The following is a 20,705-nucleotide window of genomic DNA, read 5'->3' on the forward strand; positions in this document are numbered from 1 at the left end:
ACTTAGTAATATTACAATTTGATTTCGATATCTACACCGGACGGTAGATCCAAGCGCATCAAGGCATCCACAGTTTGTGGTGTCGGATTCACAATGTCGATCAGACGTTTGTGAGTACGCATTTCAAACTGCTCACGGGAATCCTTGTACTTGTGTACCGCACGGAGAATAGTAATAACTTGTTTCTCAGTTGGCAACGGAATCGGCCCGGATACACCAGCACCCGAACGTTTTGCTGTTTCAACGATTTTCTCTGCGGATTGATCAAGAATTCTGTGGTCGTATGCTTTCAAGCGGATACGAATTTTTTGCTTTGCCATTTTAGTCCCTCCTTCTATCGCCCAATTTATTATCGGACATACTCCGTGAAAATTTTCTGACGTCGGCCTCATGGCAAAGGGGCCGGGTGTGTCAGTAACCTCTCACATCATCGCAACGTCTCAGAACAACATTTATTATTATATATAATAGGCGGTAACATTGCAAGTGAAAACAGAAAAACAGTGCATAATTTTTTCAGGCACTGTTTTCTTTCTATTATTATAGAAGTTATTGGGCAATGGACACTGTTATGGTTTAGAGATCATCTGTAGCTTTCTTAAAGTACTCCGCAGATGCCGCTGTTTGTGCTGTGCTTGATCCAATCCCTTCGATGGTCTGAATCAACACTTTAATCTCTTCTTCTACGGTCACTATCTCCTGTGTGCTAACCTGCATGGATTTCACAATGTCGCTGAAAAGCTGACTGGTCTCTATGGATTGAAGCCTGCCGCTTTGGGTCAGCTCCTGCACTTTCCGGATTTCCTCAACGACCTGCCTCGTGAGACTCCCTGATTGCTCTGTCAGCTCCCCAATTCGCACAACTGTATTCTTCGTATCCTCCGCCAGGCGGCTTACCTCTCCGGCAACTACACTGAAGCCTTTGCCATGCTCACCTGCCCGTGCTGCTTCGATGGTGGCGTTAAGCGACAATATTTTAGTCTGATCAGCTATATCCTGGACTGCAGCCACAATCTTTTGAATCTGCTTGGATGAGCTGCTTAGCTCATTCACTGAGCGCTCCATAGCATGCGTGCTCTCATAGATCAGGTTAATCTGTCCTGTAAGACTATCCAGATGTCCATGACCTTCTGTGGCCATTCCTTGCGATTCCAAAGCAGATGCGGCCGTACGGCGGAAAGTATCGTTCACTTCATTGCTGCTCGCAACCAATTGCTCTACAGCAGCATTGGTATCAATGCTCAGATCTATTAGCTCGCCGCTGAATTCGGCAATTTTTTGCTTTAGTTCATTTTTCACTGCCAGATACTGCTCTTCTTTCTCCCTGATATTTTCTTTCTCATAAGCTTCCAGAACCAGCTGTTGCTCCAGATTTAGCAGCTTGGTTACCGTCTGAACAACTTTGAGCCGTTCATTATCCTTACCGGTCTCATTGTAGATGACAGTGATAAATACATTTTGCAGATTCTGAAAAGCGGAAAGATACCATTTGGGCTCAAGCCCAACTCGCTTATGTATTTTGGCAATAGTCAGACGTTTGGCGATATATTCTTCATTAATAGTACCTTCAAACATTTCGATAATATGCTCACGCAAGGTTTTTTTGAGCCGCTCTATACTGCTGTGTTCCAGAATGATCGTCTGCAGCTTATCCACACCCAGCACCGTCTGATAAAACTGGTCGGTAATGTAGTCGATATCTTTCTCGACGATTGGCTTCATTTGCTGCAGCAGCTTCAGATCTTCTACAGATAAATCTATCATTTTCATTTGCTCATTCAACTCATCATGGCCTTCAAGGGTATAAAAGGAACTTCGCGGTAGAGATGAACCTTCATTATTAACAGTTGAGGGGGCGGCGAGGTCTTCCTTATCAGCATTGCGTGACGAAAATCCATGTTTAAAAGAAAACGGCCTTTTTTCCATACCCAGCTCCCCCATATTTCTAATAATTTACATTATTATATAGAAATATTCTACCTTATAAGCCGGCGAGATGTAAAGAATTTTAAATATTATTCTGTAGAAAATTGTCGCTTAATATGGAATGTATCGCAGTTTATTGTCTGAAAATGTCGAAGTTAAGGTGGAGTTTTTCATTGATGAGGCTCAAATCACTTTCTATATATAACAATATGGAACTTCCTCTCTCAGCACCCTCCTATTTGGCAAAGGGCTTCCATATCGATAATTTCCACACTTCTTTTGCGTACAGCAATAATATTTCCGGCTTCTAATTTGTGCAGCTTGCGGCTTAAGGTTTCAGCGGTAGTTCCAATCATGGCTGCGATTTCCTTTTTTGCTGAAGGAAGTTCAATCACTTGGTTTCGGGTTGGAGAGAACGGCTCTGTTTTGTTGCTATATGTCAATTTTACCAGCAGCCTTGCAAGCCGCGTTTCCACCTCAAACATATGCATGACGCCTGCTGTCTCCTCTGCCTGCTGCAGCTGCTCGCTCATGGACATCAAAAAACTGAACGCCAAGGAAGCATTTTGCTCTAAAAGAGGCAGAAAATCTTTACGCCGCAACCGGCATACCCTTCCACTTTCTACAATCTCCGCAGTAAAGTTATTCCGTTTATGGTGCAGCAGCGCGAACTGCCCGAAATAATCTCCCGGAAAAAGATATCTCACCACATGCTGCTTTCCCTCTTCATTACTTTGGGTCAATTTAATGAGTCCGTTTTTCACCACAAACAATGAATCCGACTCTTCGCCCTCTCTGAATACCTGCTGGCCTCTATTATAATGATGGGATTCAATGATAGCTTCGATCATCTCCAGTTCTTTGTCCGAAAGACTCTCAAACACCGGCACCCCCCGGGCACAAGATAATGACTCACAAGCATTGCAATTCATCATTTTTCTCCCTCCCTTTCTTCTCTGCTATTTCACCATAACAAGGATTCTAAGGAGCCCGAGTGATTGGCCGCACAATATTCCGGAAAAATTGATCTGCATCAAGGAAAAGTATCTCTTTCTCCCGCAAAATCAGAGTATAGAAATAGAAACTTAAAGGAGCTGAAGCTCAAAAATATTGGGACGAAGAGTTGCCGTAAAAGCGATCAAATGTAATGCTACCGGCCATGAACATTGTAAATATGAGGTTAAGCTGTAATTGCAGCAAAAAAATAATTGAAAGCAGGGATTAGCATGGAGAAAAAAACAGTAGCGGAAGCAATTCAGTATCATGAGGAGCATTTTACGAAGAGAGTGCTTTTTCAAAAAGGCGACAGCTTGGTATTTGTGCTTAACTTTATGCCCGGTCAGCAGTTGCCTGTCCACAAGCACCCTGGAGCCGAGGTATACCTCTTAGCCTTAAAAGGAAAAGGAAGCATCCAAGTGAACGAAGCGGATTATGCTTTTGTGGAAGGAGATATTCTCCATATTGCCGGTGATGAATCCTTTGCCTATACTAACACCAGTGATCAACCCGCAAGTTTGCATGTTGTCTTAAGTAAGACTCCTGCGCCCATGTACGCCAAGGAGATCTAAAATACATTTGCAGCTCTGCTTTCAGTTATTTGAAAGTGGAGTTTTTTATACAAGCGGGAAACATATAAATCCTTATAATTTGAAAAAACAGGGACTCTTCGTTAGAAGAATCCCTGTTCTTGGGTTCAGAACTATCCTAACGGATAGAACCGGATTATTTTTGGATGGAAGCAACAGTACCGGCGCCAACTGTACGTCCGCCTTCGCGAATGGAGAATTTAGTACCTTCTTCAATAGCGATAGGGGAGATCAGTTGTACGGTTACAGTGATGTTGTCACCAGGCATAACCATTTCAGTACCTTCTGGCAGGTTGATGATGCCAGTTACGTCAGTTGTACGGAAGTAGAACTGTGGACGGTAACCAGTGAAGAATGGTTTGTGACGTCCGCCTTCTTCTTTAGTCAGAACGTAGATCTGAGCAGTGAACTCAGTGTGTGGGTTAACGGAGTTTGGCTTAGCCAATACTTGTCCGCGTTCGATCATGTTGCGGTCAACACCACGCAGCAGGGCTCCGATGTTGTCACCAGCTTGAGCGGAATCCAGCAATTTACGGAACATTTCAACGCCCGTAACAACGGATTTTTTCTTGTCTTCGTGGATACCCACGATTTCAACTTCTTCTCCGACTTTAACTGTTCCGCGTTCTACACGGCCAGTTGCCACAGTACCGCGGCCAGTGATGGAGAATACGTCTTCGACAGGCATCAAGAAAGGCTTGTCAGTATCGCGTTCTGGAAGCGGAATGTACGTGTCGATCGTTTCGAACATTTCAACGATCTTCTGTGCATAATCGCCATCAGGGTTCTGCAGAGCTTCACGAGCGGATCCACGGATGATTGGAGTATCATCACCTGGGAATTCGTATTCGTTCAGCAGATCGCGTACTTCCATTTCAACCAGTTCCAGAAGTTCTTCGTCTTCAACCATGTCGCATTTGTTCAGGAATACGACGATGTAAGGAACGCCTACCTGGCGGGACAACAGGATGTGTTCGCGAGTCTGTGGCATAGGGCCGTCAGCTGCGGATACAACCAGGATTGCTCCGTCCATCTGCGCTGCGCCGGTGATCATGTTTTTAACATAGTCGGCGTGTCCAGGGCAGTCTACGTGTGCGTAGTGACGGTTAGGAGTTTCATATTCAACGTGAGCTGTGGAGATTGTGATACCACGTTCGCGTTCTTCTGGAGCTTTGTCGATCTGGTCGAATGCTACAGCAGCGCCACCGTATTTTTTGGACAATACAGTAGTGATTGCAGCAGTCAGAGTTGTTTTACCATGGTCGACGTGACCGATAGTACCGATGTTAACGTGCGGTTTGTTACGTTCAAACTTTGCCTTTGCCATTTGAACAGTTCCTCCTTAATGTGGGGTTCCTTATATTTGAGCCGCCCGCCTACATGCAATTCTTAGATGACTGAGTTTGATATCCGGACGGCAAGTTAAAAAATGCGATTACTCTGCGCCTTTGTTCTTGGAGACGATTTCTTCAGCGATAGTCTTAGGCACTTCTTCGTAGTGAGAAAGTTCCATCGAGAATACGCCGCGTCCTTGAGTACCGGAACGGAGTGTTGTGGAATAACCGAACATTTCGGAAAGAGGCACCTTCGCACGGATAATCTGCGCTCCACCACGGGAATCCATACCTTCGATTCTGCCGCGACGGGAGTTCAGCATACCCATTACATCGCCCATGTATTCCTCAGGAACAGTTACTTCCACTTTCATGATTGGCTCAAGCAGGACAGGCTTACACTTGTCTTTGGCTGCTTTGAGTGCCATCGAGCCGGCGATTTTGAACGCCATTTCGTTGGAGTCAACATCATGGTAGGAACCATCTACGATGGTAGCCTTAACGTCTACAAGCGGGAAGCCTGCAAGAACGCCGTTTTTCATTTGCTCTTCAATACCGGCAAGTGCAGGAGCGATGTATTCTCTAGGAACGGAACCACCGACAACTTTACTTTCGAATTGGCTGCCAGTACCTGGTTCGAGAGGTTCGAATTCAACCCATACGTGACCGTACTGACCGCGACCGCCGGATTGGCGAACGAATTTACCTTCGACGCGTGCTGGTGCTTTGAATGTTTCACGGTAAGCAACCTGCGGTTTACCCACGTTGGTTTCTACCTTGAATTCGCGGCGCATGCGGTCGATGATAATGTCAAGGTGAAGCTCACCCATACCTGCCAGGATGGTTTGGCCAGTTTCTTCATCAGTATGCGCACGAAGAGTTGGATCCTCTTCAGTCAGCTTACCTAGAGCAACGCCCAATTTATCTTGGTCAGCTTTGGTTTTTGGCTCAACTGCGATTTCGATAACCGGATCAGGGAAGTTCATCGATTCCAGGATAACCGGATGTTTCTCGTCGCAAAGTGTATCACCGGTGCTTGTGTCCTTCAGACCAACGGCTGCCGCGATATCACCAGCATATACGATGGAGATTTCTTGGCGGCTGTTCGCATGCATCTGCAGGATACGGCCGATGCGCTCACGTTTGTTCTTGGTAGCGTTAACTACGTAAGAACCGGATTCCAGAATACCGGAGTATACACGGAAGAACGTAAGTTTACCGACATAAGGGTCAGTCATGATTTTAAATGCCAGTGCTGAGAATGGTTCTTCATCCGAAGAGTGGCGAACCGCTTCAGTACCGTCATCCAGATGACCTTGAATAGCAGGTACATCCAGAGGAGATGGCAAGTAATCAACAACAGCATCCATCATCAGCTGAACACCTTTGTTGCGGTAGGAGGATCCGACAATTACAGGGAAGATCTTAACTTCACATACGCCTTTGCGCAGTGCAGCCTTGATTTCATCAACTGTAATTTCTTCGCCTTCCAGGTACTTCATAGTCAGATCTTCGTCGAGTTCTGCAACCTTCTCGATCAGCTCGAGACGGCGCTCCTCAACTTGTTCCAGATAATCAGCCGGAATGTCCGTTACTTCGATGTTTTGGCCCAGGTCATCTTTGAAGATGTGAGCTTTCTGCTCAACCAGGTCAATAATACCAACGAAGTCGTTTTCGGCGCCAATTGGCAGTTGAATGGCAACTGCATTGGCTTGCAAGCGGTCACGCATGCTTTCTACAACGTTAAGGAAGTCCGCGCCGATGATATCCATTTTGTTGACATATGCGATACGGGGAACACCATACCGGTCAGCCTGTCTCCATACAGTTTCAGACTGAGGCTCAACGCCCTCTTTCGCACTGAAAACGCCTACTGCCCCATCCAATACACGAAGGGAACGTTCAACTTCAACAGTGAAGTCAACGTGTCCCGGAGTATCAATGATATTGATGCGGTGACCTTTCCACGAAGCAGTTGTAGCGGCAGAAGTAATGGTGATTCCGCGCTCTTGTTCTTGTTCCATCCAGTCCATTGTAGCAGCACCCTCGTGAACTTCACCGATCTTGTGCGTACGGCCTGTGTAGAATAGAATCCGCTCAGTGGTAGTAGTCTTACCAGCATCAATATGTGCCATGATCCCGATATTACGTGTATTTTTCAAGGAGAACTCTCTTGCCATGAAATGGGTCTCCCTTCAAAATATAAGTTATTTGAACGGCTTTAGATCCTACCAGCGGTAGTGAGCAAACGCTTTGTTCGCTTCAGCCATTTTGTGCGTGTCTTCGCGTTTCTTAACGGAAGCGCCTGTGTTGTTGGAAGCATCGATGATCTCAGCCGCCAAACGCTCTTCCATAGTCTTCTCGCCGCGGTTGCGTGAGTAGTTCACGAGCCAACGTAATCCCAGAGCAGTACGTCTCTCAGGTTTAACTTCGATAGGCACCTGGTAGTTAGCACCGCCGACACGACGAGCTTTAACTTCCAATACCGGCATGATATTCTTGATGGCAGCTTCGAAAACTTCCATCGGCTCTTTGCCAGTACGTTCTTGGATCAATTTAAACGAATTGTACAGAATGCTTTGAGCGACACCTCTTTTACCACCCAGCATAATACGGTTGATCAAACGGGTAACCAACTTGCTATTATACAATGGATCTGGCAATACATCTCTCTTAGTAACTGGACCTTTGCGTGGCATGGATATCCCCCTTTCTTAAATGTTTATTATTCAGGTCTTGTAATCTTATTTCTTAGCTTTAGGACGTTTCGCACCGTATTTGGAACGAGCCTGCATCCGGTTAGCTACACCTGCTGTATCCAGAGCGCCACGTACGATGTGGTAACGAACTCCCGCAAGGTCCTTAACTTTACCTCCGCGCAGCAATACTACGCTGTGCTCTTGAAGGTTATGTCCGATCCCCGGAATGTAAGCAGTCACCTCAAGACGGTTCGTCAGACGAACACGGGCATACTTACGAAGTGCGGAGTTTGGTTTACGTGGTGTCATTGTGCCTACACGAGTGCATACACCGCGTTTCTGCGGAGCGCTCAAGTTTGTAGCCTCACGCTTCAGGGCGTTGAACCCTTTTTGCAGAGCGGGAGATTTGGACTTTTCGATTTTGGCTTGACGGCCTTTACGAACCAATTGATTAATAGTTGGCATGTTGTGCCACCCCCTTCCTGAAATGATAATCCATTTACGAACATTAAGTCCACAGACCCAGGTGGTTCATAAAAAGACAAATGAAAAGTCTTTGCTTCCGGTGTGTACCCCCGGCACAAAAACAATTTCCTTGCTATTGTTTTAAGACGGCTGCCATAGCAGCACCAACTTCTATACCGCAGGCTTTGCCCAAGTTCAGCATGGTGTCCACGTAAGTGATCTTCACGCCCTGTTTGTTGCAAAGCATAACAATTCTGGAAGTAAGCCGTTGATCTCCGTCCTCCGCCACATAGACTTCTGCAGCTTGGCCCAATTCTACCGCCTTGACGGTTTGTTTGGTACCGATCTTGACCTGAGCATCCTGCAATCCCATATCATCAGTCATAATAAAATATTACCTCCAATGAATAAGAATAACGCGGCTACTCACGCACCTTAGACATATTAGCATTATCATCGGATGATGTCAAGAAAATCAGCAATAATTTTGCTGAAAATTACAGCAGCCAGCCGCGCCACGCTCCCCTAAGGAACCGTGACGCGATTAAACTGCTCATGGTGATTCTATTATTCAGCAGGTACAGTTTCTAAGTCTTCCAGCAGGTTTTCTTCATTCGGATCGCTCAGTTTGACATTGCGGTAACGGTTCATACCCGTACCGGCAGGAATCAACTTACCAATCAGAACGTTTTCTTTCAAGCCGAGAAGTTTATCCACTTTTCCTTTGATTGCAGCATCTGTCAGGACACGAGTCGTTTCCTGGAAGGACGCCGCAGACAGGAAGGAATCTGTCTCAAGGGAAGCTTTGGTAATCCCGAGCAGCACTGGCTTAGCGACTGCAGGCTCTTTACCGGTAAGGATGGCTTCCTTGTTGGCAGCTTCATATTCATGGATATCCGAGAAAGCGCCCGGCAACAGATTTGTATCGCCGGCTTCGATGATGCGGATTTTACGCAGCATCTGCTTGATCATAACTTCAATGTGCTTATCATTGATTTCTACGCCCTGGTTACGATATACACGCTGCACTTCCTGCAGAATGTAGTTCTGTACCCCGCGGATCCCTTTGATGCGCAGCATTTCTTTTGGATCGATCGAACCGTCTGTCAGTTCATCTCCAGCTTCAATCTCCTGGCCTTCACTGACGCGCAGACGGGAACCATAGGTAATGGAGTAGGTCTTGGATTCTGCTTCACCTTGAACCTCGATTTCGCGGCGGTCCTTGGTTTCACGGATTTCCTTGATTACCCCGTCAATTTCGCTGATTGTCGCCTGTCCTTTAGGGTTGCGGGCTTCAAACAACTCCTGAATACGCGGCAAACCTTGCGTGATGTCATCACCGGCAACACCACCGGTATGGAACGTACGCATGGTAAGCTGGGTTCCCGGCTCACCGATGGATTGAGCGGCGATAATCCCTACGGCTTCACCGATATCCACATGTTTGCCCGTTGCCAGATTGCGTCCGTAACATTTTTTGCAGACCCCGTGACGGGCACGGCAGCTCAGCACGGAACGGATTTGCAGCTTGGTTACCCCGGCATTCACGATCTCCTCAGCCTTATCGGAGTCAATCAGATCGTTCCGGTTAACAATGATTTCCTTCGTTTCCGGATGGCGGACAGTTTCAAAGGAGTAACGTCCTTCAATACGGTCGTACAGATCCTCAATAACTTCCTTGCCATCCTGAATACGGCTGACAGTGAAGCCTTTATCGGTGCCGCAGTCATCTTCACGGACGATAACATCCTGTGCCACGTCAACCAGACGGCGGGTCAGGTAACCAGAGTCCGCTGTACGCAGCGCTGTATCCGCCAGACCTTTACGCGCTCCGTGAGTGGAGATAAAGTACTCGAGGACGGTAAGGCCTTCACGGAAGTTCGCCTTGATCGGCAATTCAAAAATCCGTCCGGACGGCGTAGCCATCAGACCACGCATACCACCCAGCTGTGTAATCTGCGATTTGTTACCGCGCGCCTTGGAGTCCACCATGAGCATGATGGAGTTGAACCGGTCCATCGATTTCAGCAGGATGTTCGTCAGATCATCCTTAGTCTTCGACCAGATTTCAATAACACGGTCATAACGCTCATCATTGGTAATCAGACCACGGCGGTATTGGTTCGCAACCACATCAACCTTGGCTTCCGACTCTTTAAGAATGGTTATCTTTTCTTCAGGTACAATAACATCCGATACGGCTACTGTTACACCGGAACGGGTGGAGTACGTGAAGCCGAGCTGCTTGATTTTATCCAAAATCATGGATGTTTGGGTTGTATGGTAGATTTCAAAGCAGCGGGCAATAATCAGCCCCAAATATTCCTTACCTACAGCACTTGCGTCCGGCAGGCTCAGAATAAGCTCGCGGATATCCGCGCCTTTTTCATAAATAAAGTACTTCTCTGGTGTGCCTTGCAGCAGGTTGGTCTTAGTTGCTTCGTTGATATACGGGAAGCTGCTCGGATAGATTTCATTGAAGATAATCTTACCGATCGTCGTAACGAGCATTGCGTTCTGCTGGGCTTCGGTGAAGCATGTTTTGCCGAGAGCTTTAGCAGGAATGGCTACACGTGCATGTAGGCCTGCGGTTCCACGCTGGTAAGCTGATACAGCTTCGTTCACCGTGCGCAGAATCATACCGGTCCCTTTTTCTTCCTTGTTGTCCATGGTCAAATAGAATGTACCAAGGACCATATCCTGGGAAGGGGTAACTACCGGTTTGCCGTCCTTAGGGTTCAGGATGTTGCCCGATGCCAGCATAAGAATACGAGCTTCAGCCTGAGCTTCCGCTGACAGTGGTACGTGCACCGCCATCTGGTCACCGTCAAAGTCAGCGTTGTAAGCCGTACATACGAGCGGATGCAGACGAATGGCATGACCTTCAACCAGGATCGGTTCAAATGCCTGAATCCCCAGTCTGTGAAGCGTAGGTGCGCGGTTCAGCAGAACCGGATGCTCCTTAATAACATCTTCAAGCACATCCCAGACTTCAGGGCTTACACGTTCAACTTTACGTTTGGCGCTCTTGATGTTATGGGCAAGCCCCTTGTTCACGAGCTCTTTCATGACGAATGGCTTGAACAATTCAAGCGCCATTTTTTTCGGCAGACCGCACTGGTACATTTTGAGATACGGTCCTACAACGATAACGGAACGGCCGGAATAGTCAACGCGTTTACCGAGCAGGTTCTGGCGGAAACGTCCCTGCTTACCTTTTAGCATATGGCTGAGCGATTTGAGCGGACGGTTACCAGGCCCGGTTACAGGGCGGCCACGGCGGCCGTTGTCAATCAATGCGTCCACGGCTTCTTGGAGCATACGTTTCTCGTTCTGCACGATAATATCAGGTGCACCGAGATCAAGCAGTCTCTTCAGACGGTTGTTCCGGTTAATTACACGGCGATACAGATCATTAAGGTCAGACGTAGCAAAACGTCCGCCATCGAGTTGAACCATTGGACGAAGCTCTGGAGGAATAACCGGAAGCACATCCATGATCATCCAGTCAGGCTTGTTGCCGGAGTTGCGGAAAGCCTCGATTACTTCCAGGCGCTTGATCGCCCGGTTGCGGCGTTGGCCCTGAGCTGTACGGAGCTCTTCTTTGAGGAACTCCAGTTCTTTATCGATATCGATATCCTGAAGGAGTTTCTTAACGGCCTCGGCACCCATACCGGCCTGGAATCCGTAGCCATATTTTTCACGGTAGCTGCGGTATTCTTTCTCGGACAGAAGCTGTTTCTTCTCCAGTGGTGTTTCACCTGGATCAGTTACAACATAAGATGCAAAGTAGATGATCTCTTCAAGCGATCTCGGGGACATGTCGAGGGCCAGGCCCATACGGCTAGGAATCCCTTTGAAATACCAGATATGAGAGACGGGTGCTGCCAGTTCGATGTGACCCATGCGTTCACGGCGAACCTTGGCACGAGTTACTTCAACGCCGCAACGGTCACACACAACGCCTTTGTAACGTACACGTTTGTACTTGCCGCAATGACATTCCCAGTCCTTTTGCGGTCCGAAAATGCGCTCGCAGAACAAGCCCTCTTTTTCCGGTTTCAAAGTACGATAGTTAATGGTTTCCGGTTTTTTCACTTCTCCGCGGGACCAAGAGCGAATTTTTTCCGGAGATGCAAGCCCGATCTTCATAAATTCAAAACTGTTAATGTCCAACAAGGAGCAACCCTCCTTAATCTCTATCCTGATTTATTACCGCATAGGCCCTCTCTTGACGGTTAGGTCAACAGAGGGCACGGTTCATTTACATGAAATCACTCTTGATCTGACTACTCTATTCCAACTTCCGCGCCTTCCAAGTTAAGGCTCAGCTTGTCGCCTGACGTCTCGTCCTCATCGTCCAGTTCTTTCATCTCAATCTCCTGCTCATCACCGCTGAGGATCTTGACATCCATACCAAGCGACTGCAGTTCCTTGATCAATACTTTGAACGCTTCAGGCACGCCAGGTTCCGGCAGGTTCTCGCCTTTGACGATGGATTCATACGTCTTCACACGGCCAACCACGTCATCGGATTTTACCGTCAAGATTTCCTGCAGTGTATAGGCGGCGCCGTAAGCTTCAAGCGCCCATACTTCCATTTCCCCGAAACGTTGTCCACCAAACTGGGCTTTACCGCCGAGAGGCTGCTGGGTAACGAGTGAGTAAGGACCTGTGGAACGGGCATGAATCTTATCATCAACCATGTGCGCCAGCTTGATCATGTGCATGACACCGACAGTTACTTCACGCTCGAAGCGCTCACCTGTACGTCCGTCGTACAGCACAGTCTTACCATTGCGCTGCATGCCGGCTTCTTCCATCGTATCAAAGACGTCATACTCGCGGGCACCGTCAAATACCGGAGTAGCTACATGGATGCCCAGACGAAGAGCAGCCATACCAAGATGGACCTCCAGCACCTGTCCGATGTTCATACGGGAAGGAACGCCCAGCGGGTTCAGTACTACCTGTACCGGTGTACCGTCCGGCAGGAATGGCATATCTTCCTCAGGAAGAATACGGGCAACGACACCCTTGTTACCGTGACGTCCGGCCATTTTGTCACCCTCAGAGATTTTACGTTTCTGGGCGATGTAGACACGAACCAGCTGATTTACACCCGGAGGCAGCTCATCACCGTTCTCACGTGTGAATACTTTGACGTCAACGATAATACCATCACTACCATGCGGAACACGCAAGGAGGTATCGCGAACTTCACGTGCCTTTTCCCCGAAGATTGCATGGAGCAGACGTTCTTCAGCAGTCAGCTCAGTTACACCCTTAGGAGTTACCTTACCTACAAGGATGTCACCGGCATTGATTTCCGCACCAATGCGGATGATGCCGCGTTCGTCCAAGTTGCGCAGTGCTTCTTCACCGACATTTGGAATATCACGGGTAATTTCTTCAGGTCCCAGCTTCGTGTCACGAGCTTCGGATTCGTATTCCTCGATATGAATCGAAGTGTATACATCTTCCTTCACCAGCTTCTCACTCAGCAGGATCGCATCCTCGTAGTTGTAACCTTCCCAAGTCATAAAGGCAACAACTACGTTGCGGCCCAGAGCCAACTCGCCCATTTCGGTGGAAGGACCATCCGCAAGAATGTCACCCTTCTTCACAATGTCGCCTCTTTTAGCAAGCGGACGCTGATTTATGCAAGTCCCTTGGTTCGAACGCATAAATTTGTGTAATTTATATTTAACGATATCCCCTTTGACTTCTTTGCCTTCAACCATCTCAACCCGGCGCAGCCAGATCTCATTGGCAGAAGAGCGTTCAATAATACCGTCATATTTGGAGACAATACATACGCCGGAGTCCTTAGCGGACTTATGCTCCATTCCTGTACCGACAAGCGGAGCCTTCGGAATCAGAAGCGGAACGGCTTGGCGCTGCATGTTAGATCCCATCAGTGCGCGGTTGGAGTCATCGTTCTCCAGGAACGGAATGAGCGCCGTAGCGACCGATACAACCTGTTTTGGCGAAACGTCCATGTAGTCAACACGGTTACTAGGCATAGTCGTGATGTTGTCTGAATCCTTGTTGTAACGGACGATAACCATATCTTCCTTAAAGGTTCCATCTTCATCAATCTGCACGTTTGCCTGCGCAACTACATAGTTGTCTTCTTCATCGGCGGTCAGATAATCGATATGCTCTGTGACCTTGCCGGTCTTCGGATCCACCCAACGGTACGGAGCTTCGATAAAGCCGTATTCATTGATGCGGGCAAAGGTGGACAAGGAGTTGATCAGACCAATGTTCGGACCTTCCGGTGTTTCGATTGGACACATCCGGCCGTAGTGACTGTGATGCACGTCCCGAACTTCAAAGCCCGCGCGTTCACGGGTCAGACCGCCGGGTCCGAGTGCAGACAGACGACGCTTATGCGTAAGTTCTGCCAGCGGGTTCGTCTGGTCCATAAACTGCGACAGCTGGGAGCTGCCGAAGAACTCTTTAATGGACGCGATGACCGGACGAATATTGATCAGGGCCTGCGGAGTAATTGCATTCGCATCCTGAATCGACATTCTCTCACGCACTACGCGTTCCATACGGGACAGCCCGATGCGGAATTGGTTCTGCAGCAATTCACCTACGGAACGCAGACGGCGGTTACCCAAGTGGTCAATGTCGTCTGTGTTGCCGATACCGTGCAGCAGATTAATAAAGTAGCTGATTGAGGATATAATATCAGCCTGGGTAATATGCTTAACGGATTTGTCGATATTGCCGTTGGCAATCAGCTTGATAACCCGGCCTTCTTCGATCGGCGAGAATACATCGATCGTTTGCAGCGGGATATCTTCACTGTCCAGCACTCCGCCGGTAACACGGTAGGTCTTGGCAGCGACATCCTTCTCAAAATAAGGAATCAGCTCATCAAGAAGTCTGCGGTCAACCATTTGTCCGGATTCCGCCAGAATTTCTCCAGTGGATTCATCAACCAAAGGCTGTGCCAGACGCTGGTTAAACAACCGGTTCTTAATGTGCAGCTTCTTATTGATTTTGTAACGGCCTACATTGGCCAAGTCATAACGCTTTGGATCGAAGAAACGTGCAACCAAAAGGCTCTTGGCATTATCCAGTGTCGGCGGTTCACCCGGACGCAGACGCTCGTAGATTTCAATAAGCGCCTTCTCCGTGGAGTCCGTATTGTCTTTATCCAGCGTATTGCGAATATATTCATCATTACCCAGCAGTTCCAGGATTTCAGCATCACTGCCGAAACCGAGAGCACGCAGAAGTACTGTAACTGGAATTTTACGGGTCCGGTCGATACGGACATACATGATATCCTTAGCGTCGGTCTCCAGTTCAAGCCAGGCCCCGCGGTTTGGAATTACTGTGGCGGTGTAGGTTTTTTTGCCGTTCTTATCTACTTTCGTGCTGAAATAGACGCTTGGAGAGCGAACCAACTGGCTGACAATAACCCGTTCCGCACCATTGATAATAAAAGTGCCGGTCTCCGTCATCAGCGGGAAATCTCCCATGAACACTTCCTGCTCTTTGACCTCACCGGTCTCCTTATTAATGAGCCGCACCTTCACACGTAGAGGAGCCGCATATGTTACGTCCCGCTCTTTAGCGTCGTCAACCGTATACTTCGGTTCGCCTAGGCTGTAATCAATGAACTCAAGCACCAAATTCCCTGTGAAATCCTGGATTGGCGAGATGTCCTGAAACATTTCACGCAAACCTTCCTCCAAAAACCAATCATACGATTTTTGTTGGATTTCGATCAGGTTAGGGACCTCGAGTACCTCTTTAATTCTCGCATAGCTCCGCCGAGTGCGTCGACCATACTGAACAAGATGTCCTGCCAACTTTACTCACCCCTCATGTCTACTCACTTAAAAATTGATTGCGAACCCTTGTTTGGACCCGTATAATGGAACCATAACATAAGGATTCAGCCATAAATAAAGAAAAGCCCTTATCGAAATCTTCGAAAAAAGAGCGCATCTTTTCCACGGCCAAAATACTCCTTATCCGTAGATTTGCCTAAAACGTAGGTATTATACGTCACCAAGCAACAGTTTAAGCGCTATTATCTATTGGCCCGGCGACCTTCGCCGAGACAGGAACATAGAGAACTGAATTCGCAAAAACTTGCCGTACGGCCTGCGCTTACCGGGCGACAATATATTACTTGACATTTCAGCAAACTAAAGACATGGAGCCTAGCTTAATACTGACATTTTATAATAATAACACTATCGACAACACATGTCAACAGGTTATATATTTTTATTTCCGGGCCTTAATGATCCGATAACCTTTATCCTTGCCCACCTCTTCTACATCCCCAAACAAACTTTCAAGCTTGGCTGCCGCCGATGGCGCTCCCTGCTTCTTCTGGATAACCAACCACAGCGTTCCGCCTTCATTCAAATGGTCATAAGCCTCTTCAAAAATCTGATGCACCACTGCCTTACCGGCACGAATCGGAGGATTAGTTACAATCACATCAAACTTCTGTCCCTTCACTGCAGAGAGTACATCGCTCTCCATAACAGTAACGTTGTGAACCCCATTGTTCCGGGCATTCTCACGGGCAAGCTCTACGGCCCGGCTGTTGATATCAATCAGCGTGACATGTCCTTTGGGTGCCAGGTAAGCCGCACTGATTCCAATGGGTCCATACCCGCAGCCCACATCAAGCACAGCCGATCCATCCGGAATCTCCATGGCTTCAATCAGTACACGGCTGCCGTAATCAATGTCTCCTTTGGAGAAGACACCGGCATCGCTGGTAAAACGGAGGCTTTTTCCTCTCAGCACCGTATCAATGGTACGTCTGTCATGACGTGCATCCGGTTGCTGTGAGTAATAATGCTGCGACATATAATCCTCCCTTTCGTTCTGCTCTATCTGGCAAGACATAACTTATACAGCAACCCCCTTGAACAAGTTCAAGGGGGTTGCTAGAGAGCCGGGAGCAAGCATAACGCCCATTCCCGGGTTAATCATAAGGCTATACTACTTCAATTCTACAGCTGCGCCTGCTTCTTCCAATTTCGCTTTCACAGCTTCTGCATCTTCTTTGCTTACTTTTTCTTTGATTGGCTTTGGAGCGTTGTCTACGAGGTCTTTAGCTTCTTTCAAGCCCAGGCCTGTGATTTCGCGAACGATCTTGATAACGTTGATTTTGGAAGCGCCAGCGCTTGTCAAAATTACGTCGAATTCGGATTGCTCTGCTTCTACAGCAACTGCAGCGCCTCCGCCCATTGCTACTGGAGCTGCAGCGGTTACGCCGAACTCTTCTTCGATTGCTTTAACCAGGTCGTTCAGTTCCAATACGCTCATGCCTTTAATTTCTTCCAAGATTGTTTCTTTACTCATGATTGAACCTCCATTTTACATTTAAATTTGTTTGGTTTAAAAATTATGATGCTGGAAGCAAAGGCTTACGCGCTTTGTTCTTCCTTGTCAGCGACTGCTTTAACTGCAAGCGCGAAGTTGCGCATTGGAGCTTGAAGCACGCTAAGCAGCATGGACAGCAAACCTTCGCGGGAAGGAAGCTCAGCCAGTGCCTTCAGTTGGTCCGCATCGATGACACGGCCTTCTACAACGCCACCCTTAAGTTTCAGAGCATCGTTCTTTTTAGCGAAATCGTTCAGAATCTTGGCTGCTACTACTGCGTCTGTTTCGCTGAAAGCGACCGCTGTAGGACCAGTCAGAACCGCATCGAGTTCAGTCAGTTCAGCCGCAGCTGTTGCGCGACGAACCAATGTGTTCTTCAGGACTTGAAAATCAACCCCGGCTTCACGAAGCTGCTTGCGCAGTTCAGTCACTTGGGAAACATTCAATCCGCGGTAGTCCGCAACAACAGTAGAAACACTGTTCTGCAGTTTGCCAGTTACAACATCAACCGCATCCTGTTTAGCTTGGATTACTTTTGCATTTGCCAATTGTATACACCTCCTGAAAATTATGTTATGACGATTCTTTCCGGGGAATGCTCGCCGTTCCTACGCAGGCATTAGAAAAGCCTCCGCAGATTCACGAAGGCTTGATAAAACGAAAGTGGTCAGGCAAGCGCCATACACTTCTTGTTTCTATCACAACACCTCGGTAGGAAATTAAGCCCTGCGGCACCTACTGTCTACGGTAAGCATATTCAAGTTCAAGAATGATCACCTTAAAGTTCACAACTGTTACAGACTATCAAAGATGACTCCAGGAGTCAACCTTTATTTATCTGAAAGCAGTGGTGTTCACACGAGCACTCGGTCCCATAGTGGACGAAACTGCGATGCCTTTCAGGTATACACCTTTGGCAGCTGCCGGTTTCGCACGGTTAAGAGCATCGATCAGAGCTTTAAGATTATCGTTCAATTGTTCAGCATTAAAAGACACTTTGCCGATAGGCGCGTGAATTTGGCCTGCTTTATCAAGACGGTATTCGATTTTACCAGCTTTAATTTCTTGAACAGCCTTGGTAACGTCGAAAGTAACTGTGCCGGCTTTAGGGTTAGGCATGAGGCCTTTACCACCAAGCAGACGGCCGAGCTTACCGACTTCGCTCATCATATCAGGTGTAGCTACGCAGACATCGAATTCAAACCAGCCCTGTTGGATTTTGTTGATCATATCCTGATCGCCTACATAATCCGCGCCAGCAGCTTCTGCCTCTTTCGCTTTTTCACCTTTTGCAAATACAAGCACGCGTTGTGTTTTACCTGTGCCGTGAGGCAGGACAACAACACCACGAACAGCTTGGTCTTGTTTACGCGGGTCTACACCCAGACGAACTGCTGCTTCAACGGTTTCGTCGAATTTGGCAGTTGCCGCCTTTTTCACAAGCTCTACAGCTTCTGAAGGCTCGTAAGTCGCTTCGCTGTTGATCAGCTTAGCGGATTCCTGGTACTTCTTACCATGTTTAGCCATGAAATGTTCCTCCTTTGTGGTATTAGCGGAAATCCCTCCCACATATTACGGTCATGCAAGACCGGTTCACCGAAAACATATTAGTCTTCGATTGTGATCCCCATACTGCGGGCAGTACCTTCAACCATACGCATTGCAGCTTCGATAGAAGCAGCGTTCAGGTCAGGCATTTTGGTTTCAGCGATTTCACGAACCGCTGCGCGGCCCAGCTTCGCTACTTTTTTCTTGTTTGGTTCACCGGATCCTTTTTCTACTTTTGCAGCGATGCGAAGCAGAACGGCAGCCGGAGGAGTTTTGGTGATGAAGGTAAAGGAACGGTCTTCAAATACTGTAATTTCAACCGGGATGATCAGGCCAGCCTGGTCGGCAGTACGAGCGTTGAATTCCTTACAGAATGCCATGATGTTGACACCTGCTTGACCTAACGCCGGACCTACTGGAGGCGCTGGATTCGCTTTCCCTGCAGGAATCTGCAGTTTCACCATTTTGATAACTTTTTTAGCCATGAGTGACACCTCCTTGCGTAAATAGTGGTATTCGAACGCTATATAGCGTTCTCCCACAAGAAACCCTTGCGACTGTTATATTTTCTCCACTTGAGTGAAATCCAACTCCAGCGGGGTTTCCCGTCCAAACATGTTGACATGCACTTTGATCTTGCTCTTGTCAGCCAAAATTTCTTCCACGGAGCCCACAAAATTCGCAAAGGGACCAACCATAATACGTACGGATTCCTTGATTTCGAAATCAATCTTCGCTTTAGGTTCAACCATGCCCATATGCTTCAGAATTTGTTCAACTTCTTCCGGAAGCAGAGCGGTAGGTTTGGACCCGGAACCTGTCGAACCAACAAATCCGGTAACGCCCGGCGTATTGCGGACCACATACCATGAATCATCAGTCTGAACCATTTCGACCAAAACATATCCAGGGTAAACTTTACGCATAACGGTTTTTTTCTTGCCGTCCTTGTTTACCAGTTCTTCTTCCATAGGAACAAGAACACGGAATATTTTGTCTTCCATGCCCATAGACTCAACGCGTTTTTCCAAATTGGCCTTAACCTTATTCTCATACCCGGAATAGGTATGAACAACGTACCATCTTTTTTCCATATCAAGCCACCTGGGACCTCTCTAAATAATCGCTTCAATCACAGCGGAAATACCGATGTCCAGAACCCAGAAGTAAAGAGCGATCACTACAATTGTACCGAGAACGATCAATGTGTAGTTCTTCAATTCCTTACGGCTAGGCCAGCGAACTTTTTTGAGTTCACTCCAGCTCTCAGTGAAAAAGGAAAACAAAGACTTGAAACTACGTTTCACGCCGACTACACCTCCAAAGACTATCTGGTTTCGCGATGAGGAGTTTGCTCGTTACAGAACTTGCAAAATTTCTTCATCTCCAAGCGGTCGGGGTGATTTCGCTTGTTTTTGGTTGTCGCATAGTTTCTTTGTTTGCAACTTGTACAAGCCAAAGTGATAATTACCCGCATGATGTGCACCTCCCGAAGACGTCCTTCTAATCTTAAATTAGAAGACGCAAATATTGATCCTAAAAAAAGCCGCGAATTTAGGCCTACCTAAAACACTTTAGCATAATGTCAACCACTGTGTCAACGAAAGAATTCCCCCATCGCATTGGGTAATTTCGGGTGCTGTAGCCATGTAGAGCGTGTTGTCTTTGGTCTTAATTTTTCACATCAAATCGCTGTCTAGTAAGACCAGAATCCATAATTGCATGAACCCTTTTCAGATTCTCAAGGAGAATCTTCCGGTATAGTCTGCTGA

The 20,705-nt window shown here is 47.5% G+C and carries 19 protein-coding genes and 1 other annotated feature; of the genes, 1 reads left to right on the forward strand and 18 read right to left on the reverse strand.

Features of this window, described 5'->3' with window-relative positions:
• Positions 1 to 11: 11 nt before the first annotated feature.
• The 3 genes from rpsJ to PRIO_RS30210 form a co-directional block, all read right to left on the reverse strand.
• A complete protein-coding gene (gene rpsJ, locus PRIO_RS30200) occupies positions 12 to 320 on the reverse strand; it encodes a 30S ribosomal protein S10 (RefSeq protein WP_006676490.1) in 309 nt (102 codons plus the stop codon).
• 256 nt (positions 321 to 576) lie between these two features.
• Complete coding sequence (locus PRIO_RS30205) at positions 577 to 1,941, reverse strand: protoglobin domain-containing protein (RefSeq protein WP_081487121.1); 1,365 nt, start codon at positions 1,939 to 1,941, stop codon at positions 577 to 579.
• 209 nt (positions 1,942 to 2,150) lie between these two features.
• Positions 2,151 to 2,861, reverse strand: coding sequence for a Crp/Fnr family transcriptional regulator (locus PRIO_RS30210; RefSeq protein WP_020427070.1), 711 nt, complete (start codon positions 2,859 to 2,861; stop codon positions 2,151 to 2,153).
• A gap of 291 nt (positions 2,862 to 3,152) precedes the next feature.
• Between PRIO_RS30210 and PRIO_RS30215 the strand changes: the two genes are divergently transcribed.
• Positions 3,153 to 3,494, forward strand: a complete 342-nt coding sequence (locus tag PRIO_RS30215) for a cupin domain-containing protein (RefSeq protein WP_020427071.1) — start codon at positions 3,153 to 3,155, stop codon at positions 3,492 to 3,494.
• A 154-nt stretch (positions 3,495 to 3,648) separates the two neighbouring features.
• Here the strand turns inward: PRIO_RS30215 and tuf are convergent, their stop codons facing one another.
• From tuf to rpmG, 15 genes are all read right to left on the reverse strand, one after another.
• Positions 3,649 to 4,839, reverse strand: a complete 1,191-nt coding sequence (gene tuf, locus PRIO_RS30220) for an elongation factor Tu (RefSeq protein WP_020427072.1) — start codon at positions 4,837 to 4,839, stop codon at positions 3,649 to 3,651.
• A 108-nt stretch (positions 4,840 to 4,947) separates the two neighbouring features.
• Positions 4,948 to 7,026: an elongation factor G gene (gene fusA / locus PRIO_RS30225; protein WP_020427073.1), complete on the reverse strand. Its 2,079-nt coding sequence runs from the start codon at positions 7,024 to 7,026 to the stop codon at positions 4,948 to 4,950.
• A gap of 48 nt (positions 7,027 to 7,074) precedes the next feature.
• Positions 7,075 to 7,545, reverse strand: a complete 471-nt coding sequence (rpsG, locus tag PRIO_RS30230) for a 30S ribosomal protein S7 (protein WP_020427074.1) — start codon at positions 7,543 to 7,545, stop codon at positions 7,075 to 7,077.
• 45 nt (positions 7,546 to 7,590) lie between these two features.
• Entirely contained in the window at positions 7,591 to 8,010 is a 420-nt protein-coding gene (gene rpsL / locus PRIO_RS30235; RefSeq protein ID WP_020427075.1) for a 30S ribosomal protein S12, read from the reverse strand.
• 133 nt (positions 8,011 to 8,143) lie between these two features.
• The gene (locus PRIO_RS30240; protein ID WP_020427076.1) at positions 8,144 to 8,395 is read right to left on the reverse strand and encodes a ribosomal L7Ae/L30e/S12e/Gadd45 family protein; all 252 of its coding nucleotides are present in this window, start codon (positions 8,393 to 8,395) and stop codon (positions 8,144 to 8,146) included.
• A gap of 182 nt (positions 8,396 to 8,577) precedes the next feature.
• Positions 8,578 to 12,189, reverse strand: a complete 3,612-nt coding sequence (gene rpoC, locus PRIO_RS30245) for a DNA-directed RNA polymerase subunit beta' (protein ID WP_020427077.1) — start codon at positions 12,187 to 12,189, stop codon at positions 8,578 to 8,580.
• Between the two features lie 110 nt (positions 12,190 to 12,299).
• Entirely contained in the window at positions 12,300 to 15,845 is a 3,546-nt protein-coding gene (rpoB, locus tag PRIO_RS30250) for a DNA-directed RNA polymerase subunit beta (RefSeq protein ID WP_039832596.1), read from the reverse strand.
• Positions 15,846 to 16,269: 424 nt separating this feature from the next.
• Complete coding sequence (locus PRIO_RS30255) at positions 16,270 to 16,866, reverse strand: class I SAM-dependent methyltransferase (RefSeq protein WP_020427079.1); 597 nt, start codon at positions 16,864 to 16,866, stop codon at positions 16,270 to 16,272.
• A 135-nt stretch (positions 16,867 to 17,001) separates the two neighbouring features.
• Entirely contained in the window at positions 17,002 to 17,364 is a 363-nt protein-coding gene (gene rplL / locus PRIO_RS30260) for a 50S ribosomal protein L7/L12 (RefSeq protein ID WP_020427080.1), read from the reverse strand.
• Positions 17,365 to 17,429: 65 nt separating this feature from the next.
• Entirely contained in the window at positions 17,430 to 17,933 is a 504-nt protein-coding gene (gene rplJ / locus PRIO_RS30265) for a 50S ribosomal protein L10 (RefSeq protein ID WP_020427081.1), read from the reverse strand.
• A 64-nt stretch (positions 17,934 to 17,997) separates the two neighbouring features.
• Positions 17,998 to 18,151, reverse strand: a sequence feature (ribosomal protein L10 leader region).
• 68 nt (positions 18,152 to 18,219) lie between these two features.
• Complete coding sequence (gene rplA / locus PRIO_RS30270) at positions 18,220 to 18,912, reverse strand: 50S ribosomal protein L1 (RefSeq protein WP_020427082.1); 693 nt, start codon at positions 18,910 to 18,912, stop codon at positions 18,220 to 18,222.
• A gap of 80 nt (positions 18,913 to 18,992) precedes the next feature.
• Complete coding sequence (gene rplK, locus PRIO_RS30275; protein ID WP_020427083.1) at positions 18,993 to 19,418, reverse strand: 50S ribosomal protein L11; 426 nt, start codon at positions 19,416 to 19,418, stop codon at positions 18,993 to 18,995.
• Positions 19,419 to 19,493: 75 nt separating this feature from the next.
• Positions 19,494 to 20,027, reverse strand: coding sequence for a transcription termination/antitermination protein NusG (gene nusG / locus PRIO_RS30280; RefSeq protein WP_020427084.1), 534 nt, complete (start codon positions 20,025 to 20,027; stop codon positions 19,494 to 19,496).
• A 21-nt stretch (positions 20,028 to 20,048) separates the two neighbouring features.
• Positions 20,049 to 20,240: a preprotein translocase subunit SecE gene (gene secE, locus PRIO_RS30285; protein ID WP_020427085.1), complete on the reverse strand. Its 192-nt coding sequence runs from the start codon at positions 20,238 to 20,240 to the stop codon at positions 20,049 to 20,051.
• Between the two features lie 20 nt (positions 20,241 to 20,260).
• On the reverse strand, positions 20,261 to 20,410 hold the full coding sequence (rpmG, locus tag PRIO_RS35220) for a 50S ribosomal protein L33 (RefSeq protein WP_074086515.1): 150 nt from the start codon (positions 20,408 to 20,410) through the stop codon (positions 20,261 to 20,263).
• Positions 20,411 to 20,705: the final 295 nt, after the last annotated feature.

It is taken from the genome of Paenibacillus riograndensis SBR5, assembly GCF_000981585.1.
Classification (GTDB): Bacteria; Bacillota; Bacilli; order Paenibacillales; family Paenibacillaceae; genus Paenibacillus_AQ; species Paenibacillus_AQ riograndensis.

Coding starts and splice junctions, on each gene's coding strand:
- rpsJ (WP_006676490.1), bottom strand. CDS start 320: ATGGCAAAGCAAAAAATTCGTATCCGCTTGAAAGCATACGACCACAGA.
- PRIO_RS30205 (WP_081487121.1), bottom strand. CDS start 1,941: ATGGGGGAGCTGGGTATGGAAAAAAGGCCGTTTTCTTTTAAACATGGA.
- PRIO_RS30210 (WP_020427070.1), bottom strand. CDS start 2,861: ATGATGAATTGCAATGCTTGTGAGTCATTATCTTGTGCCCGGGGGGTG.
- PRIO_RS30215 (WP_020427071.1), top strand. CDS start 3,153: ATGGAGAAAAAAACAGTAGCGGAAGCAATTCAGTATCATGAGGAGCAT.
- tuf (WP_020427072.1), bottom strand. CDS start 4,839: ATGGCAAAGGCAAAGTTTGAACGTAACAAACCGCACGTTAACATCGGT.
- fusA (WP_020427073.1), bottom strand. CDS start 7,026: ATGGCAAGAGAGTTCTCCTTGAAAAATACACGTAATATCGGGATCATG.
- rpsG (WP_020427074.1), bottom strand. CDS start 7,545: ATGCCACGCAAAGGTCCAGTTACTAAGAGAGATGTATTGCCAGATCCA.
- rpsL (WP_020427075.1), bottom strand. CDS start 8,010: ATGCCAACTATTAATCAATTGGTTCGTAAAGGCCGTCAAGCCAAAATC.
- PRIO_RS30240 (WP_020427076.1), bottom strand. CDS start 8,395: ATGACTGATGATATGGGATTGCAGGATGCTCAGGTCAAGATCGGTACC.
- PRIO_RS30255 (WP_020427079.1), bottom strand. CDS start 16,866: ATGTCGCAGCATTATTACTCACAGCAACCGGATGCACGTCATGACAGA.
- rplL (WP_020427080.1), bottom strand. CDS start 17,364: ATGAGTAAAGAAACAATCTTGGAAGAAATTAAAGGCATGAGCGTATTG.
- rplA (WP_020427082.1), bottom strand. CDS start 18,912: ATGGCTAAACATGGTAAGAAGTACCAGGAATCCGCTAAGCTGATCAAC.
- rplK (WP_020427083.1), bottom strand. CDS start 19,418: ATGGCTAAAAAAGTTATCAAAATGGTGAAACTGCAGATTCCTGCAGGG.
- nusG (WP_020427084.1), bottom strand. CDS start 20,027: ATGGAAAAAAGATGGTACGTTGTTCATACCTATTCCGGGTATGAGAAT.
- rpmG (WP_074086515.1), bottom strand. CDS start 20,410: ATGCGGGTAATTATCACTTTGGCTTGTACAAGTTGCAAACAAAGAAAC.